A 14,329-nucleotide genomic window follows, 5' to 3' on the forward strand; every position below is an offset into this window, starting at 1 on the left:
ATGACAACAACGACGGATCCCATCCTCCCGGCGCGGCTCGAAGACCTGGTCGCGCTCTTCGACGTGCGGCCCACCGACGTGCCGACGCCGGACGCCGAGCGCGCCGAGGCGCTCAGCGCGCCGAAGTTCGGGACGGTGTTCACGGACCACATGGCGCGGATCTCCTGGACCAGCACCGACGGCTGGCGGGACCGGCGGATCGAGAAGTACGGTCCGCTCCAGCTCGACCCGGCGACGGCCGTGCTGCACTACGCGCAGGAGATCTTCGAGGGCCTCAAGGCCTACAAGCATGCCGACGGGTCGGTCTGGACGTTCCGGCCCGACCACAACGCCGCGCGGTTCGCCCGGTCGGCGCACCGCCTGGCCCTGCCCGCGCTCAGCGTGGACGACTTCATCGGGTCCCTGGCGGCGCTGGTCCGCACGGACATCGCCTGGGTGCCCGACGGCGAGGACTCCTCGCTCTACCTGCGGCCCTTCATGTTCGCGTCGGAGGCGTTCCTCGGCGTGCGGCCGTCGCTCGAGGCCGAGTACCTGGTGATCGCCTCACCGGTCGGGCCGTACTTCGCGGGCGGCGTCAAGCCCGTGTCGATCTACGTGTCCGAGCAGTACCACCGGGCCGGGCCGCCCGGCGGCACCGGTGACGCGAAGTTCGGTGGCAACTACGCGGCGAGCCTGCTGCCGCAGCGCGAGGCGCAGGAGCACGGCTTCGACCAGGTGTGCTTCCTCGACGCCGGGGAGAGCACGTACCTCGAGGAGCTCGGCGGCATGAACGTGTTCCTCGTGATGGACGACGGGACGCTGCACACACCGGAGCTCGGCTCGATCCTGGAGGGAATCACGCGCGCGTCGGTCCTCCAGCTCGCGTCCGACCGCGGGTACGAGGTCGTGGAGCGGCGGATCCCGCTGACCGAGGTCGTGTCGGGCCTCGTGTCCGGCAAGGTCAAGGAGTTCTTCGCGTGCGGCACCGCCGCCGTCGTCACGCCGGTGGGGCGCCTCGCCGGCAGCTCGTTCGACCACGAGGTCAACGGCGGAGAGCCGGGCGAGCTCACCATGGCGATCCGCCAGGAGCTCACCGACATCCAGTACGGCCGCGCAGAGGACCGCCACGGCTGGATGCGCCGCCTGGCCTGACCTCTCCCGCCGAGGTAGTCACCTGGTAGAAGCCAGGTGACTACCTCGGTGAGACTTGCTGGTTGCGGGGTGGCGGTCAGCTCCAGAGCCGGCTGATCGCGTCCCGTGCCACGAGGAACCCCACGATGCCCACCACCCACGCGGTGGTGCTCGCCGCGTTCTTGGTGAGCCAGCGGTCCAGCCGTCCGAGGGGTCGCTCCACGAGCCGTGCCGCGACCAGCCGCGCCGCCATCAGCACGAGGGCCGGCACGATCATCACCAGGCAGTACCCCAGCACCCACACCCCCGACATCGGCCAGCCCGGACCCTGCGTCCCGATCAGGCCCAGCGCCGCGAGGTACGGGAGCATCGACGCGACCTCGACCAGGCCGGCACCGACGGCGAGCGTCGCGAGCGCCCCTCCGCTGCCGGACTCGCTGCCCAGTACCCGCTCGCGCCAGCGGCTCAGCCGCCCCGGCCGGCCCGGCACGTCGGTACCGGCCGCCGGCTCCGCCGGCTTCTTGCCGCCGATCGGGTCCAGCTTGAAGCTCCACGCGACGAGCCCCACGCCGAGCACGAGCTGAGCGATCAGGAACGGCCGGTTGCTGGAGAGCGTGCCGAGGGTGTCGCTCACCGCGCCGGCACCCAGCAGGATCGCCAGCCCGACCAGTGCGTAGAACCCGGCGATCGAACCGAGGTACACGAGCATCCGCCCCACCCGTACGCGTCCCGGCGACATGAGCAGCCACACGGGGATGAGCAGGGTGCCGAAGCTCGTCGAGTCGATGAGCGCGAGCACGGCCAGGGCGCCGATCAGTGCCGCGCCCGTCAGCTCGCTGGAGAGGAGGTCCATGCGGCCCAGCCTGGCGCAGGCCATGTGCGCGCGCATCGTCCGAAGCGCCGAGAACCCGGTACATCCTTTGGATGACCCGCACCGCTCCTCCTCGTGCTGAGATGGTGGCATGTCCCGCCTCGCCGACCTCACCATGCCCGTCGCCCGGGCGGTCACGAGGGCGGTCATGGCCGAGGACCGGCGCGGCGACGTCATCACGGCGGTCGGCCTCCTGGTCATCGCGTTCGCGCTCGACGCGCTGGGCCTGATCAGGACGTCCTGGAGCGGCTTGCCGGACACGCCGTCCTGGTGGTTCGTCGTGCCCGCCGCCGTCGGCTGCGCCGCGCTCGTCTGGCGCCGGTTCCATCCGCTCGGATCGCTCGGCGTCGTGGTGGTCGCGTTCGGCGCGGACACGGCGCTCGGTGGCAGCGTGGGCATGCTGGTGGTGCTGTGGGAGGCGCTGTACTGCGTGCACCTGCACGGCCGTCCGGTGGCGCGCCGGGTCACAGCGATCGGCGTCGGCATCATCTCCCTGGCCGCGATGATCGTGGTCGGCGAGGTCACGGGTGAGGTCAGGCCCGCGATCCTTGCCGGGCTCCAGGCGGTCACCCTCCTGGTCATGCCGATGTGGTGGGGTGGGAACGTCCGCCAGGGCCGCGAGCTCACCGCCGCCGCACACGAGCGGACGCGGCTCGAGCGGGAGCGCAGCACCGCGCTCCTCCGCCTCTCCGAGGCGGCCCGGCACGACGCCGTCCGCGCCGAACGCACCGCCGTCGCTCGCGACCTGCACGACGTCGTCGCCTCGCACCTCTCCGCGATCACCATCACCTCCGGCGCCGCGCTCGCCGGTGCGGCCGAGCCCGAGCGCGACCGCGCGGCGCTGCGCAGCATCCGGGCGGAGAGCCTCGCCTCGCTGCAGGACATGCAGGCCATGATCCGGGTGCTCTCCGCGCAGACGGGGCAGCCCGGCGCGGGACCGGACGGCGCAGGAGCGGACGACCGAGGACCGGACGGCACGGGACCGGTCGGCGGGGCGCGGTCCGGATCGGCCCGTCCCGGCGCGTCCGGCGGGGGCGGCTCCGACCTGCTGGCCGCGCCGCGCGTCGCCCAGCTGGCGCCCGTGCTGGAGCAGGTGCGGCTCGCGGGCCTGGACCTCGAGGTCACCGATCCCGGTGGTGTGCTGGACGGCGACACGATCCTGCCCGCGGCGGTGGACCATGCGGTGTACCGCGTCGTGCGGGAGTCGCTGACGAACGTGCTCAAGCACGGCGGCGCCCGGGCGGGGGTACGGGTCGCCGTCGGTGAGGCGCTGGAGCTCGAGGTGCACGACGACGGCGTCCGTCCCGGCGGTGCACCCCCCGACCCCGCCGATGTCGGCGGCGGGACCGGGCTCGGGCTGCTGTCGATGCGCGAGCGTGTCGAGTCGCTCGGTGGCTCCTTCGCCGCGGGACCCGCTGGACCCGCAGGACCCGCGGGTGCCGGGCCGGGCGGGGCCGAGCCCCATGGCCGGCCGGCCGGTACCGGATGGCGGGTCCGGGCGGTCCTGCCCATGCCGGAGGGGGCGGTCCAGGAGCCGTCGGGGCAGGAGTCGTCGGGTCAGGAACAGGCTGAGCCGGCGCCGACGGACCAGATCGCCCCGGAGCTCCGCGCATGATCCGCGTGCTGCTCGCCGACGACCACGCGGCGATCCGCGCCGGCCTGCGCATGCTGCTCGCGACGGCCGGCGACATCGAGGTGATCGGTGAGGCCGGCGACGGTGCGGTGGCGGTCGCGAACACGCGGGCGCTGCGTCCCGACGTCGTGCTCATGGACGTCCGGATGCCGGGGACCGACGGCGTGACCGCGACCCGCCAGATCGTCGAGGAGGGCTTGTCCGAGGTTCTGGTGCTGACGACGTTCGACCTGGACGAGTACGTGTTCGGCGCGCTGCGGGCGGGGGCGGCGGGTTTTCTTCTGAAGACCGCCGAGGCGACAGCGCTGGTGGACGCCGTGCGGCACGTCGCGGCCGGTGACGGCGTGGTCGCACCCGAGGTGACCCGGCGGCTCATCGCGGAGCTGGCGCAACCGGGCGTCCGGAAGGGTGCGGGCAACCGGGGCGGCTCCGCACGGCCCCTGCCCGCGGACCTGACGCCGCGAGAGCTGGACGTCCTCGCAGGTCTGGGGAGCGGCCTGTCGAACGCGGAGCTCGCCGCAGAGCTGATGATCAGCGAGGCCACGGCCAAGACCCATGTGTCACGCGTGCTCGCCAAGCTGGGGGTCACGTCCCGGGTCCAGGCGGCGATCGCGGCCCGCGACGCCGGGCTCGTCTGACGGAAAGCGGTTGCTCGGCACCCTTGACTTCACCCGCACCCACCCCGAGCATGGGAGCGTTCCCACAGGTGCACACGAGAAGGGCCTCGTCATGCAGAGAACTGCGCGCACCACCCTGGCCGGCATCGTCGCCGGCGTGGCACTGATACTCGTTCCGATCGCTCCGGCGGCCGGTGCTGGACCGGCCGGCGGACCCGAACCCGGTAGCGTCGCCGGGCGGGCGGCACAGCAGGAGCCGAACCGGTCCGAGAGCAAGGTCAAGGACAAGGTCAAGCACCGGAGCAAGGCCTCGGTGGCGGACATCGCCGCCGACATGCAGCCGGGATGGAACCTGGGCAACAGCCTCGACGCGGTCGGCGAGGACGAGACGGCGTGGGGCAACCCTCGCATCACCGAGGAGCTCCTGGACCAGGTCCGCGCCCAAGGCTTCAACAGCATCCGGATCCCGGTCACCTGGACCCAGCAGCTGGGCGGGCCGCCGGACCACACCATCGACCCCGTGTACCTCGACCGCGTCGAGGAGGTGGTGGGCTGGGCGCTCGACGACGGCTTCTACGTGATGATCAACATCCACCACGACTCGTGGCAGTGGGTGAACGCCATGCCGACGGACCATGACGCCGTGCTCGACCGCTACACCGACGTCTGGACCCAGCTGGCGGACCGGTTCCAGGACGCCGACAGCCGGCGGCTGCTGTTCGAGAGCGTGAACGAGCCGCAGTTCGCCGGCAGCTCGGGCGAGGCGCAGGAGCTCGAGCTGCTGGCCGAGCTCAACCGGGTGTTCCACGAGATCGTGCGCGGTTCCGGCGGCGGGAACGCGACACGGCCGCTCGTGCTGCCGACTCTCCACACCGGGTCCGAGCCGGCCCTGCTGCAGGCGCTGGCCACGGAGATCACGGCGCTGGACGACCCGAACCTCATCGCGACGGTGCACTACTACGGCTTCTGGCCGTTCAGTGTGAACATCGCCGGGTACACCCGGTTCGACGCCGAGGTGCAGCGGGACATCACCGACACCTTCGACCGGGTGCACTCCGCGTTCGTGGCCCGCGGTGTGCCGGTGATCCTGGGGGAGTACGGGCTGCTCGGGTTCGACCGGCACACCGGGACGGTGGAGCAGGGCGAGAAGCTGAAGTTCTTCGAGTACCTCGGGTACGCGGCGCGCGAGCGCGGCATCACGACGATGCTCTGGGACAACGGGCAGCACTTCGACCGCACGGCGCACACGTGGCAGGACCCGGCGCTGTTCGAGCAGATCTCGTCGAGCTGGACCGAGCGTTCCGGGACGGCGTCGTCGGACCTGGTGTTCGTCCCCGCCTACGGGGACGTCGCGGCCCAGAGCCTGACGCTCACCCCGAACGGCACCACCTTCGAGGCCCTCCTGCACGACGGCGCGGAGCTGGCCGCCGGGACCGACTACACGCTGTCGGGCGACCAGCTGACGCTGTCGGCCGGCCTGCTGGAGCGCCTCGCGGGCGACCGTACGCCCGGTCCGGCCGACGAGCTGGTGGTCCGGTTCTCGGGCGGCGTGCCCTGGACGGTGCGGATCATCAACCAGGAGACCCCGGTGCTGCGGGCCGCCTCGGGGACCACGGCGTCGTTCGAGATCCCGACGTCGTTCACCGGCGACCTGCTCGCGACGATGGAGGCGACCTACGCGGACGGGTCCAACGCGGGGCCGCAGAACTGGACGTCGTACAAGGAGTTCGACGTGACGTTCCGGCCCGACGACGCGGCCGGCACGATCACCCTCACTCCGGAGTTCTTCGCCGAGGTGAACGACGGGACGGTCCACCTGACGTTCCACTTCTGGAGCGGTGACACGGTGCGCTACACGCTGACCAAGAGCGGGACCACGGTCACGGGCGCCCCCTGACCTGCCCGGGCGCACAGTTCTTGCCGGGTCGGCACGCGCCGACCCGGCAAGAACCACGCACCCGACGACGGACGGTCAGGCCGTCGGCATGCGACGTACCACCGTGCGGCTCAGCGTCCCCGTCAGCAGGGAGTAGACCGCGGAGCCGATGATGATCCAGATGATCGCGGCGAGGATGGCGGGCACCAGCTCGAACTGGCCCGCGAAGGGAACCGCGGCGAGGATCACCGTCGCGAGGGCGACCACCCAGCCGAAGAACGACCGGGGCCGGGGCGTGCTCATCACGAGCAGATAGAGCACCGCCGCCGCCGCGAGCGCGAACAGCGCCCCCGCGACCACCCAGGCCAGCGTGTCGGATCCGGTGCCGAACAGGTCGGCCTGTGCCCGGACCTCAAGGTTCAGCACTTCCCCGAGGATGAAGTTCGCCGCCAGCCCGATCAGGGCGGCCACGAGCGTCGTCGCGAGCGCTCCGGCCCAGAAGCGGCCTACCTCGAGGCCGAGCCGAGGGTTCTCGGTGCCGGACGTGACGGGTTGGACGGCTGCACCGTCGGCAGTCTGGCCCACGGGTTGCGTCGGAGTTCCAGGAGTCTGCGCCGGCGGCGGGTAGACCGGTGGCGGCTGCTCCCCGTAGTCGGCGTCGTAGGGTCGGTTCGGGTCACTCATCGCGGTACCTCCCGGTTGTGAGCCCTATGTCCACTCCACCACACATCTGCACAGGCCGCACGGCACAGCGGGCCCCACCACCGAGATCGGGTGAGGATCAGCGAGCGCCCTGGAGGTCCAGGACCAGTCCCTTGACCGCGGTTGCCGGCACCTGGCCGGCATCGTCCTCGACCCAGCGCGCGACGGACTCGGGCACCTGGGCGTCCGAGCAGAGCACGAGCGGCGTGTCCGCCGCCGAGTCGGGCAGGCGGCCGTGGGTGCCGCGCACGTACGACGCGTCGAGCGGGGTGGTGCTCATCGCGTACCGCAGCCCGAGCTTCTTGCGCACCAGGTTCAGGCCCGCCTTCGCCTTGGCCAGCGGGTCGGCGGGGTTGAAGAAAAGCTCGGCGGGGTCGTAGCCCGGCTTGCGGTGGATGTCGACGCCGCGGGCGAACTCGGGCGCCCGGTCGTCATCGAGCCAGTAGTAGTACGTGAACCAGGCCCGCGGCTCGGCCACGACGACGAGCTCGCCGGCCCGCTCGTGGTCCAGCCCGTACCTGGCCTGCGCCTCGCGGTCGAGCACCTCGTCGACGCCGGGCACACCACGCAGCAGGTCGGCCACCCTGGTCACGTCCGACGGGTCGTCGACGTACACGTGCGCCACCTGGTGGTCGGCGACGGCGAAGGCGCGTGACGTCCACGGGTCGAGCTGTTCCCGGCCGTCCTGCGTGTAGACCTCGAGGAAGCCCTCGCGCCGCAGCACCCGGTTGATGTCCACCGGCTGGTTCGCGGGCCCGATGCCGTACTCCGAGACGGCGACCACGGTGACACCCGCCGCCTCGGCGTCGTCGAGGAGCGGCCTCAGCACGACGTCGAGCTCGGCGGCCGCCCGGTCCGCCTCGGGCGACTCCGGCCCGAAGCGCTGCAGGTCGTAGTCGAGGTGGGGCACGTACGCCGTCGTCAGCTGGGACGTCCTGGTCCGCAGCAGGTGCCTGGTGACGTCGACGATCCACTGCGACGAGGCGATGGACGCCGTCGGGCCCCAGTAGGTGAACAGGGGGAAGTCGCCGAACCGGCCCACCAGGTCGTCGTGCAGGGCCGCGGGCCGGACGTACGCGTCGGGCGACTTGCGGCCGTCGGCGTGGTAGACCGGGCGGGGCGTGACGGTGATGTCGGTGGTCATGCCCATCGCATACCACCAGCAGACGTTGTCGGCGGTGTAGGCGGGGTCGTGCCGGCGGGCCGTCTCCCACACCTTCTCGCCCGCGACCAGCTTGTTGTGCTGGCGCCAGAGGTACACGTCGCCCAGCTCGCGGAAGTACCAGCCGTTGCCGACGATCCCGTGCTCGGCCGGCATCAGGCCGGTGAGCATCGTCGACTGGACGCTGCACGTCACGGCGGGCAGCACGGTGGCGAGCTCGGACTGCCAGCCGGCCGCGGCCAGCCGCCGCAGCCGCGGCATGTGGGCCAGCGCCCGGGCGGTGAGACCGACGATGTCGAGCAGCAGGACCGGCTTCATGCCCTGACTCATACCGTGACTCATGCGGTGACTCCTTCCGTGGTCAGCAGGTTCTCCCGGGCCCAGCGGAGCTCCGCCGCGATCCCGGAGACGAGCTCGTCGGCGCCGTCGGGCAAGACGTCGGGCGGCAGCACCGACCACGTGTAGGTCTCGACGTCGAGGTGCGCCTCGGCGCCGTGCGGCGCCGCCCGGACGGCGGAGACGGCGTCACGCAGCACCTGGGTCGTCGCGGCCAGCGGCGGGGCGGGGTCGTGGTGCAGCGGCACGTGGAAGTGGACCCGCCACGGACCCTCGCCCGGCAGGCCGGGTCGCCGGTCGGTGTCCCCGAGCGCCACGGGCAGGTCGTCCGAGGCCAGCACGTCACCCGACGCCGTGAGCTCGCGCACCTGGTGCAGGTAGCGCTTCTCCACGAACCGTCCCACGGCGTCCCGCGCGCCCGGCGCCGACAGGTCCGCGACCTCCAGGGCCGCGGAGGCCTGCACCTTGACCACGCGCAGGCCCGAGTCCGTGATCCGGCGGACGGCGCCCGCGGGGTCGGCGAACGAGACGGCCAGGTGGCACGTGTCCAGGCAGACGCCGATGTACTCGGGATCGATCCGCCGGTCCTCCGGCCACTCGGGGCCGGTACGCGCCGACAGCCACGCGACGACGTCGTCCACGGTGTCCAGCACGCAGCCCGGTTCGGGCTCGACCGCGATGCGCACGGTCCGGCCGGTGCGTGCGGCCAGCTCGCGCAGCTCCGCGGACAGCGTGGCGAACGCCTTGGTCGCCTCGTCGTCGTCGGCGCGGGTCCAGGGGGCGCGCCAGGCCAGGGGCAGGGTGGAGATGGACCCGGAGGCACCGTCGGGCAGCAGGTCGGCCAGCACCCGCGCGCAGGCGAGGACGTAGTCCAGGCGGGCGCGTTCGGCCCAGGTGGGGGAGTAGACCGCGAGCTTGACCACCTCGCGGTGGAAGCCGCCGTACGGGAAGGCGTTCAGGGTGTGCACCTGGAGCCGGTGCTCGGCGAGCGCCGCGCGCAGCCGGGCACGGTCCTCGGCGGAGGCGTCCAGGCGGTGGGCGAGCTCGGCGGGCAGCCACAGCCCGACGCCGAGGGTGTCGAGGCCCGCGGCCTCGCGCACCGGTCCGGAGTACCGGGCGAGCTGGTCGATGACCCCGTCGAGGTCCTCGGACGGGTGGACGTTGGTGCAGTAGGAGAGCAGCATCTCGGATCCCCTCAGGCTCGTGCGCCGCGGAGGACCGAAGAGCCCTCGAACTCGACGCCGGGGGCGGGCGGCGCGCCTTCCGTGAACCCCGGCACGGGGTCGAGCACGAGGTTGCCGGACTGCCCGTAGAACGCGACGGGGTTGCGCCACAGCACCTGGTCGACGTCGTCCTCGGAGAACCCGGCGGCGAGCATCGCCCGGCCGGTCTTCACCGTCTTGAGCGGGTCGGAGCGGCCCCAGTCGGCGGCGGAGTTCACGATCATGCGCTCGGTGCCGTACTCCTGGAGCAGGGCGACCATGCGGTCCTCGTCCATCTTGGTGTCGGGGTAGATGGAGAACCCGGCCCACGCGCCGGCGTCGCGCACGAGGGCGACGTTGGTCTCGTTGAGGTGGTCCACGAGCACCCGTTCGGGCGCCAGGCCGGACTCGTGCACGACGTCGAGGGTGCGGCGCGTGCCGACGAGCTTGTCGCGGTGCGGGGTGTGCACCAGGACGGGGAGCTCGGCGTCGCGGGCCATCTGGAGCTGGGCGGCGAACACCTCGTCCTCCTCGGGGGTCATCGAGTCGTAGCCCACCTCGCCCACGGCGACCACGCCGTCCTTGAGCAGGTAGCGGGGCACCTCGGCGAGCACCTCGCGGCAGCGCGGGTCGTTCGCCTCCTTGGGGTTGAGCGCGATCGTCGCGTGGTGGCGGATGCCGAACTGCGCGGCGCGGAACCTCTCCCAGCCGAGCAGCGAGTCGAAGTAGTCGGTGAACGAGCCCACGCTGGTGCGCGGCTGCCCCAGCCAGAACGCGGGCTCGACGACCGCGCGCACGCCCGAGGCGTACATGGCCTCGTAGTCGTCGGTGGTGCGGCTCGTCATGTGGATGTGCGGGTCGAGGATGCGCAACGTCACTCCTTCGTGGTGCCGGGCGTGGTGCCGAGCCGGATGTTCGTGAGCAGGCCGAGATCGGTGGGCACGGGCCGGCCGGCCGCCTGGCGCTCGGCCGCGAAGTCGCGGGCCATGCGCTCGAGCTCGTCGTCGGCACGGTCCGCGAGACCGCTCGCGGCCTCCAGGCTCACCTCCTGGAAGACGAGCTTGAGGATCGCGTGCCGCCACGCGTGCTGGTCCAGGTACCGGGCACCGAACGGGCCGACGGCGGCCGCGACGAGGCTCGGGTCGTTGGTGCGCAGCGCGTCGGCGGCGAGCTCCAGACCGGCGGCCACGAGCGCGGGGGCGTCGCAGCCGGCAGCGGTATCGGCGCTGCCGAGGCCGTCGCGTTCCGCCAGCGCGTCGAGGCCCCGCAGCACACCGCGCCGCTCGGCGGCGTCACCCTGCCGGTAGAGGGCGACCAGGCGTGCCGCGCAGTCCGGACCGGTGCCCACGGTGTCGGCCAGCGAGACGACGAGGGACGCCCGGGCGGCGTCGTCGACCGTGCCGTGCACGACGCCGGCCGGGTCGGTGTCGGGGCGCCGCGGAGCGCGACCCACCCGCCGGGCGGCGAACGCGAAGGCGCGGGTGATGCTGTCCGGGTCGCGGACCACCTCGGCCCGGGCGTCGGTCAGCCAGTCGGAGCCCGCCAGGTCGGTCGGCGGACCGCTCGGCAGGGCGCTCGCAGCAGCAGGGCGGTCAGCGTTCATGGTCCGGTCCTCTCTCCGGTCGGGGTGCCGATGACGGTGCCCCACGCCCGCATGAGGGCGGCGCGGCTGTCGAGGGCCAGGCGGGGCGCGTCGTGCGAGTGCCGGGGCAGCTCGACGGCGGCGACGCCCGTGTACCCCACGTCGGCGAGGGTGGCGAGCACCATCGGCAGGTCGATGCCGCCCTCTCCGAAGGGCCGGTGCTCGTGGTGCGTGCGCGGCATGTCGTCGAGCTGCACGTTGCTCAGATAGGGCGCGGCGGCACGGAGCGCCCCCTCCACACCCCCGGGCTCCACGACGAGGCAGTGTCCGACGTCGACGGTGATCCCGAGCTCGGGCGGCATGCCGACGTCGGCCAGGAGCCGCAGGGCGTCGTCGACCGTCTCGACGAGCATGCCCGGCTCGGGCTCGAGCGCGAGCCGCACACCGCGCTCCCCGGCGTACTCGACCAGGGCGGGGATGCGGTCGCGGAGCCTGGCCCAGCCGTCGGCGGGAGCGGCGTCGGCTGGGAGGATCCCCGAGAAGAACGAGACGCAGCGGGCGTCGAGGTCCGCTGCGATCTCGATGGCCCGTTCGAGATAGCGCATGCGCAGGGCGGAGTCCCGGTCGACGAGCGTGGGCCGGTGCTTGTGCAGCGGGTCGAGCAGGTACCGGGTGCCGGTCTCCACGACCACCGCCGCTCCCGAGCCGCCGCGCATCCGCCCGAGGTGGGCGCGGACCGCGGTGACGTCGTCGCCGGCGAGCGGCGCGAACGGGTCCAGGTGCGGAAAGCCGAGGGTGAGCGCGACGGCGTCGTACCCGACGTCGTCGAGCACGTCCAGCGCCGTGTGCAGCGGGTGGTCGCCGAAGCCGTTGGTGCCGTAGCCCAGCAGGAACGGCGGCCTCATGTGATGCTCACTCCCGCCCTGCCGCGGGCGCGGCCCAGCAGCCGCAGCCCGTACCCGAGGCCGGCGACGCCGGCCAGGAGGGCCGTCGTGCCGAGGCCTCCGGAGCGGGCCGCCCACGTGGCCTGCAGCGGCACCATCGCCTGGATCCCGGACCGGGTGGCGGTGCGGGCGTTGGCCGCCGTCGGCGTGGCCGCCGCCCGGACCTGCGCGGGCAGGCAGGCTGCCGCGTAGGCGCCGGCCGCCGCGACGGTGGTCCAGCGGACGGCGGAGCGGCGGCCGGCGGTCACCGAGCCGGCGGCCGGTGAGGTGGCCGCCGCCGCTGCCGCACCCGCGAGGGTCCCGGCGGCGACACCGCCCGCGAGCCGCGTCGTGGTGCCGTGCACCTCGCCGCGGGAGAGCACGGTGACGCCGAGCGTGTGGGCGGCCAGCCCCGCGGCGGCCGGGAGCGCGGACCGCAGGTGCCCGGGCGTCGCGCCGAGCAGCACGTCCAGCCCGCGGCACGCGGCCATGACGAACGGCCCGGTCCGATGCTCCTTGGCGACCAGGTCGTAGGTCCAGACGCACGCGGCGAGCGGGACGGCGACCGCGAGCGCCCGGCGGCCGCCGGCGACTCCGGCCGCCGCGATGCCGCCCGCCGTGAGCGCCGTACCGACCAGGAGCGCGCCGCGTGGCGTGACCCGTCCCGAGGGGATGGGCCGTTCGGGGCGCTCGGTGGCGTCGAGGTGCCGGTCGGCATAGTCGTTGAGGGCCATGCCGCCCAGGTAGAGGCACGCCGAGGCGACCGGCAGCAGGACATGTCGTCCGCGGAGCGCCGTCGGCGTGCCCGCGCGGGCGGCGGCGAGCCCGGCCAGGGAGTCGCCGACCACGCTCAGGGCAGCGGGCGCGCGGACCAGCTCGGCGAGGTCGCCGAGGCTGGGCCGGTGCGCCGGCCCACCCGAGGTCGGGCGGGGCGAGTCGTCGCGCAGCGGGGGGTCGAAGTGGGGCCTGAACCGGGGTTCCGGCACCGGCTTCATGACCCGACCTGCGCCGAGGTGCGGCGGACCCATTCCTCGAGGACGCGGGCCTGCTCGGCGGCGTCGTGCACGTCGGAGTCCCAGGGGTCCTTGAAGAAGAAGCCCAGCTCCTGGACCGTCCCGCTGATCCCCGCCGCATGGGCGAGCGCGAGCAGGCGGGCCAGGTCGAGGACGAGCGGCGCGGCGAGCATCGAGTCGTGGGCGCTCCAGGTGGTCTGGAGCGTGAGCCGCGAGCCGAGGAAACCCTCGACGTGCACGTGGTCCCAGGCGACCTTGATGTCGCCCAGGTCGGGCACGTTGTCGATGTGCAGGGGTGTCGTCTCGCTCCCCGTCAGTGCTGTCAGCCCCCGGGACTTGGTCGCGAGCTTGCTGCGGACGGCGTCGGGGTCGGCGAGGGTGGCGCCGTCGCCGCCGCCGAGCAGGTTGGTGCCCGCCCACGACAGGACCTTCAGCCCACGAGCCGCGAACGCGGGTGCCAGCACCGTGCGGAGCCAGGTCTGGCCCGTCTTGCCGTCCTGCCCCGCGACGGGGATGCCGCGTTCGTCCGCGAGCCGGGCCAGGGCGGGGATCCCCATGCCGGCCGACGGTGTGAAGGCGGCGTACGCGGCTCCGGCAAGGATCGCCGCGTACGCGGAGACGGACGACGCCGGGAGCACGGCGCGGGCCGGGTCGGCCAGGGCGGTGAGCAGGGCGTCGAGGTCGTCGTGCTCGGGTGCCGGGGCGACCGGCGCCTCGGTGGAGGACAGGTCGACCACGACGACGCGTGCCAGCTCGTGCCGGTCGCGGAAGGAGGTGATGTCGGCGGCGAGCCGTTCGGCGACGGCCTGCTGAGAGGTGTCGTCCGTGCCGCCGCGCGGGTCGTACCCGGGACGTACCTCGGCGTCCGCCCGCTCGAGCGCGTCGTGGGTGGCGGCCAGCAGGCGCGGTGGGATCATCCCGGTCTCGACGAGGCACTCCGCCCGCTTCGTCATGGTGACGGAGGAGATGTCGTGCCCACCGACGACCAGGTCGGCGAACCCGGGCAGCCCGGCGGACGCGAACGGCTCCCGCGCGGTGACGCAGCCCGTCGGTGGTGCCTGCCCCTCGGCGATGGCCGCGAGCCCTACGGCTGCGGTGCTGGCCACGGAGCCACGGGCTCCGACGAACCAGATTCCTGTGCGTTCTGCTGCGTTGTGGCGTGCAGAGGCGTCGTGCATCATCGCTCCCCGGATCGACATCGTCGTCCTGAGCAACCTATCCCGGACTTATGGCGATTAGCAAACAAAAGTTCAAAGATCCCCGCAAGAAGCGAGATGACCGACATCGACCGGAAATTCTCCG

General features: G+C 73.1%; 13 protein-coding genes. 4 read left to right on the forward strand and 9 right to left on the reverse strand.

The window, feature by feature from the left end:
* Positions 1-1,131: a branched-chain amino acid aminotransferase gene (locus tag LUM46_RS05110; RefSeq protein WP_274992703.1), complete on the forward strand. Its 1,131-nt coding sequence runs from the start codon at positions 1-3 to the stop codon at positions 1,129-1,131.
* A 76-nt stretch (positions 1,132-1,207) separates the two neighbouring features.
* On the opposite strand, the gene LUM46_RS05115 is transcribed toward LUM46_RS05110, so the two are convergent.
* Positions 1,208-1,963, reverse strand: a complete 756-nt coding sequence (locus tag LUM46_RS05115) for a GAP family protein (protein ID WP_274992704.1) — start codon at positions 1,961-1,963, stop codon at positions 1,208-1,210.
* A 109-nt stretch (positions 1,964-2,072) separates the two neighbouring features.
* On the opposite strand from LUM46_RS05115, the gene LUM46_RS05120 reads away from it, so the two are divergent.
* The 3 genes from LUM46_RS05120 (at position 2,073) to LUM46_RS05130 (ending at position 6,128) form a co-directional block, all read left to right on the forward strand.
* Positions 2,073-3,596: a sensor histidine kinase gene (locus LUM46_RS05120; RefSeq protein ID WP_274992705.1), complete on the forward strand. Its 1,524-nt coding sequence runs from the start codon at positions 2,073-2,075 to the stop codon at positions 3,594-3,596.
* On the forward strand, positions 3,593-4,252 hold the full coding sequence (locus LUM46_RS05125) for a response regulator (protein WP_274992706.1): 660 nt from the start codon (positions 3,593-3,595) through the stop codon (positions 4,250-4,252). Before LUM46_RS05120 ends, LUM46_RS05125 begins: the two co-directional genes overlap by 4 nt.
* 91 nt (positions 4,253-4,343) lie before the next feature.
* A complete protein-coding gene (locus LUM46_RS05130) occupies positions 4,344-6,128 on the forward strand; it encodes a cellulase family glycosylhydrolase (RefSeq protein ID WP_274992707.1) in 1,785 nt (594 codons plus the stop codon).
* A gap of 75 nt (positions 6,129-6,203) precedes the next feature.
* Here LUM46_RS05130 and LUM46_RS05135 read toward each other — a convergent pair whose 3' ends face one another.
* The 8 genes from LUM46_RS05135 to LUM46_RS05170 form a co-directional block, all read right to left on the reverse strand.
* The gene (locus tag LUM46_RS05135; protein WP_274992708.1) at positions 6,204-6,791 is read right to left on the reverse strand and encodes a hypothetical protein; all 588 of its coding nucleotides are present in this window, start codon (positions 6,789-6,791) and stop codon (positions 6,204-6,206) included.
* Positions 6,792-6,888: 97 nt separating this feature from the next.
* Entirely contained in the window at positions 6,889-8,313 is a 1,425-nt protein-coding gene (locus LUM46_RS05140) for an alkaline phosphatase family protein (protein ID WP_274992709.1), read from the reverse strand.
* Positions 8,310-9,491 (reverse strand): metabolite traffic protein EboE, encoded by a 1,182-nt coding sequence (gene eboE, locus LUM46_RS05145; protein WP_274992710.1) that lies wholly within the window; start codon positions 9,489-9,491, stop codon positions 8,310-8,312. The genes LUM46_RS05140 and eboE overlap by 4 nt, the downstream gene beginning before the upstream one ends.
* An 11-nt stretch (positions 9,492-9,502) precedes the next feature.
* A complete protein-coding gene (locus LUM46_RS05150) occupies positions 9,503-10,381 on the reverse strand; it encodes a TatD family hydrolase (protein ID WP_477742925.1) in 879 nt (292 codons plus the stop codon).
* Between the two features lie 2 nt (positions 10,382-10,383).
* The gene (locus tag LUM46_RS05155) at positions 10,384-11,112 is read right to left on the reverse strand and encodes an EboA domain-containing protein (protein ID WP_274992712.1); all 729 of its coding nucleotides are present in this window, start codon (positions 11,110-11,112) and stop codon (positions 10,384-10,386) included.
* Positions 11,109-11,996, reverse strand: coding sequence for a sugar phosphate isomerase/epimerase family protein (locus LUM46_RS05160; protein WP_274992713.1), 888 nt, complete (start codon positions 11,994-11,996; stop codon positions 11,109-11,111). Before LUM46_RS05160 ends, LUM46_RS05155 begins: the two co-directional genes overlap by 4 nt.
* A complete protein-coding gene (locus LUM46_RS05165; RefSeq protein ID WP_274992714.1) occupies positions 11,993-13,009 on the reverse strand; it encodes an SCO3242 family prenyltransferase in 1,017 nt (338 codons plus the stop codon). The genes LUM46_RS05160 and LUM46_RS05165 overlap by 4 nt, the downstream gene beginning before the upstream one ends.
* Positions 13,006-14,226, reverse strand: a complete 1,221-nt coding sequence (locus LUM46_RS05170; protein ID WP_310243084.1) for an inositol-3-phosphate synthase — start codon at positions 14,224-14,226, stop codon at positions 13,006-13,008. Before LUM46_RS05170 ends, LUM46_RS05165 begins: the two co-directional genes overlap by 4 nt.
* Positions 14,227-14,329: the final 103 nt, after the last annotated feature.

Origin of the sequence: Promicromonospora iranensis (assembly GCF_028994805.1) — a bacterium.
GTDB classification, from domain to species: Bacteria; Actinomycetota; Actinomycetes; order Actinomycetales; family Cellulomonadaceae; genus Promicromonospora; species Promicromonospora iranensis.

What these genes read in the sequence shown, in the direction of transcription:
- LUM46_RS05125 (WP_274992706.1), top strand. Translation starts at nt 3,593, where the DNA reads ATGATCCGCGTGCTGCTCGCCGACGACCACGCGGCGATCCGCGCCGGC.
- LUM46_RS05170 (WP_310243084.1), bottom strand. Translation starts at nt 14,226, where the DNA reads ATGTCGATCCGGGGAGCGATGATGCACGACGCCTCTGCACGCCACAAC.
- LUM46_RS05140 (WP_274992709.1), bottom strand. Translation starts at nt 8,313, where the DNA reads ATGAGTCACGGTATGAGTCAGGGCATGAAGCCGGTCCTGCTGCTCGAC.
- LUM46_RS05110 (WP_274992703.1), top strand. Translation starts at nt 1, where the DNA reads ATGACAACAACGACGGATCCCATCCTCCCGGCGCGGCTCGAAGACCTG.
- eboE (WP_274992710.1), bottom strand. Translation starts at nt 9,491, where the DNA reads ATGCTGCTCTCCTACTGCACCAACGTCCACCCGTCCGAGGACCTCGAC.
- LUM46_RS05155 (WP_274992712.1), bottom strand. Translation starts at nt 11,112, where the DNA reads ATGAACGCTGACCGCCCTGCTGCTGCGAGCGCCCTGCCGAGCGGTCCG.
- LUM46_RS05130 (WP_274992707.1), top strand. Translation starts at nt 4,344, where the DNA reads ATGCAGAGAACTGCGCGCACCACCCTGGCCGGCATCGTCGCCGGCGTG.
- LUM46_RS05120 (WP_274992705.1), top strand. Translation starts at nt 2,073, where the DNA reads ATGTCCCGCCTCGCCGACCTCACCATGCCCGTCGCCCGGGCGGTCACG.
- LUM46_RS05160 (WP_274992713.1), bottom strand. Translation starts at nt 11,996, where the DNA reads ATGAGGCCGCCGTTCCTGCTGGGCTACGGCACCAACGGCTTCGGCGAC.
- LUM46_RS05165 (WP_274992714.1), bottom strand. Translation starts at nt 13,009, where the DNA reads ATGAAGCCGGTGCCGGAACCCCGGTTCAGGCCCCACTTCGACCCCCCG.
- LUM46_RS05115 (WP_274992704.1), bottom strand. Translation starts at nt 1,963, where the DNA reads ATGGACCTCCTCTCCAGCGAGCTGACGGGCGCGGCACTGATCGGCGCC.
- LUM46_RS05135 (WP_274992708.1), bottom strand. Translation starts at nt 6,791, where the DNA reads ATGAGTGACCCGAACCGACCCTACGACGCCGACTACGGGGAGCAGCCG.